Source organism: Actinosynnema sp. NPDC023658, from assembly GCF_040639995.1.
Lineage (GTDB): Bacteria > Actinomycetota > Actinomycetes > Mycobacteriales > Pseudonocardiaceae > Actinosynnema.
This window is the reverse complement of sequence record NZ_JBFAAX010000973.1, coordinates 1-2,023: the sequence shown is the minus strand read 5'-3', so window position 1 is coordinate 2,023 and position 2,023 is coordinate 1. Positions and strand designations below refer to the sequence as shown.

At 73.9% G+C, this 2,023-nt stretch carries 3 protein-coding genes; 2 read left to right on the top strand and 1 reads right to left on the bottom strand.

Annotated features, from left to right (window positions below; genetic code table 11):
* Positions 1 to 16: 16 nt before the first annotated feature.
* On the bottom strand, positions 17 to 793 hold the full coding sequence (locus AB0G02_RS37085; protein WP_360804238.1) for an ATP-binding protein: 777 nt from the start codon (positions 791 to 793) through the stop codon (positions 17 to 19).
* Positions 794 to 926: 133 nt separating this feature from the next.
* Between AB0G02_RS37085 and AB0G02_RS37080 the strand changes: the two genes are divergently transcribed.
* Complete coding sequence (locus AB0G02_RS37080) at positions 927 to 1,289, top strand: nuclear transport factor 2 family protein (RefSeq protein ID WP_360804235.1); 363 nt, start codon at positions 927 to 929, stop codon at positions 1,287 to 1,289.
* Positions 1,290 to 1,353: 64 nt separating this feature from the next.
* A partial coding sequence (locus tag AB0G02_RS37075) for an MFS transporter (protein ID WP_360804232.1) occupies positions 1,354 to 2,023 on the top strand: 670 nt, incomplete at its 3' end.

Genomic DNA, 2,023 nt, shown 5'->3' with positions numbered 1-2,023 from the left:
GGGCCGTCCTGAGCGTTCAACTCAGGTGTCCTGAACGTAGGACTCTCGCGCCGAAGGCGGCCCGCAGCCGGTCGGTCAGCGGCAGGGAAGCGACCGGCGCGGGGCCGACGCGGCGCGCGGCCTCGAGGGCGGCCGGGAGTTCGATGAGCGCCAACGGGTTCCCGGCGGCCTCGGCCAGCAACCGGGACCGCAGCTCGGGCGCCAGGCCGTCGTCGTGCTCGGTCAGCAGCGCGGTGGCGGCCGAGGCGTCCAATCCGGTCAGCACCAGCTCCGGGAGCCCGTGCGCGGCGAAGTCCCCGCGTGCGCCGAAGAGCAGCACCACGCCCTCGGCGTCCAGCCGCCGGGCGGCGAACAGCAACGTCTCGACGGTGGCGCGGTCCAGCCACTGCGCGTCGTCGACCAGGCACACCAGCGGGCCCCGCTCCGCGAGGTCGGCCAGCAGGGACAGCACGGCCAGCCCGACGAGGAACCGGTCACCGCCGCCGGTCGGCGCGAGGCCGAGCGCGCTGCGCAACGCCGCCGCCTGGACCGCCGGCAGCCCGTCGGCGTGGCGCAGCACCGGGTGCAGCAACAGGTGCAGCCCGGCGAACGGCAGTTCGGCCTCGAACTCGACCCCGCCGCCGCGCAGCACCCGCGCACCGGCGGACGCGGCGACCTCGGCGGCGTGGTCCAGCAGCGCCGTCTTGCCGATCCCGGGCTCACCGCGCACGACGAGCACACCGCTGCGCCCGGCCGCGGCAGCCGTCAGCAGGTCCTCGACCACTCCGCGTTCGGTGTCCCGGCCGTGCAGCATGCCGCGAACCCTACTTATGCCCACCGGTCGCCGGCCCCCCGATTACCGATGCGCGACCGATTCCCCGGCCCGCGATCTTCCTTAGCGTTCTCACCAGCAAGGACAAAGCACAACACCGAACCGGGAGCACCTGATGAGCGACCTCGTCGAACTCGTCCACGACTACCTCGCGATCTGGAACGAGACCGACCCCACCGCCCGCCGCGCGCTGGTCGACGCCCTCTGGACCGAGGACTGCACCTACGTCGACCCGATGGCCGAGGCGCACGGGCGGGACCAGGTGGACGCCGTGATCGGCGCCGTGCAGGCCCAGTTCCCCGGCCTCGTGTTCACGCTGGGCGAAGGCGTCGACAGCCACCACGAGCAGGCCCGCTTCACCTGGGAGCTGGGCCCCGAGGGCGGGGAGGCGCTGGTCGTCGGGTTCGACGTGGCGGTGTTCGAGGGTGGCCGCCTGCGCAGCGTGCACGGCTTCCTCGACAAGGTCCCCACCGCCTGACGCACCGACACCCGCCCCGCGGAACCGGCCGCGAGGAAAGGCAGCTACCCGTGGAAAGGCAGCCATGAGCACCACCCTCCCCACCCGGTCCGCGAACGGGGGTGCCGCCGACCAGGCGGCGCCCCCGTCCTGGGGCGGGCTCGCCGTCCTGCTGGCCGGCGTCTTCATCGTCACGCTCGACTTCTTCATCGTGAACGTGGCGATCCCCTCGGTGCAGCAGGACTTCGCCGCCGGACCGGACGCGGTCCAGTTCGTCGTCGCCGGGTTCGGGCTGGCCTACGCGGCCGGCCTGGTCCCCGGCGGCCGGCTGGGCGACCTGTTCGGCAGGCGGCGCGTCTACGCGATCGGCCTCGCCCTGTTCACCCTCGCCTCACTGGCCTGCGGCCTGGCGCCCGGCGCCGGTTTCCTGGTCGCCGCACGGGTGGTGCAGGGGTTGTCCGCCGCCCTGCTCACCCCGCAGGTGCTGGCGATCATCAACGTCGTCCACACCGGGCGGCACCGGGCGCGGGCGTTCAGCGCGTTCGGCCTCGCCATCGGTTTCGGCGGCGTGTTCGGGCAGTTCATCGGCGGCCTGCTGATCCACGCGGACGTGGCGGGCGCGGGCTGGCGGATGATCTTCCTGATCAACGTGCCGGTCGGCGTCGCCGTCCTGGCCGTGCTGCGCCGCCTGGTCCCGGAGACGAAGTCGGCGGACCGGGCGCGGCTCGACGTGCCCGGCTCGGTGCTGATCGGGC